The 245-nt window shown below is 36.3% G+C and carries 1 protein-coding gene; it reads right to left on the minus strand.

The features are described 5' to 3' along the window. Positions 1 to 245 (minus strand): EAL domain-containing protein (locus AAEZ18_RS19435; protein WP_352256085.1); only part of this gene is annotated, 245 nt, incomplete at both ends.

The raw sequence follows: 245 nt of genomic DNA on the forward strand, positions 1-245 counted from the left end.
GTGTAGCGCTTCTTTTGAATCACGCATTAATATTGATTCGGTTATTTCAAAAACAATTGCCTCAGACGACACTCCTGAATTACTTAACGCTTTTTTAATTTCAGGAACAAGGTCTTTAAACTCAAAATCAAGAGCCGATAAATTAATAGATAAATACAGGCTAGGTGAGGCTTTTCGCCACTCTTTTAGCTCTAATAAAGCGCGCGCAAAAGTCTGCAGCATAATTTTTGTAATTAGGCCTATAC

Source organism: Pseudoalteromonas sp. 19-MNA-CIBAN-0066 (genome assembly GCF_040308705.1).
Taxonomy (GTDB): domain Bacteria; phylum Pseudomonadota; class Gammaproteobacteria; order Enterobacterales; family Alteromonadaceae; genus Pseudoalteromonas; species Pseudoalteromonas nigrifaciens.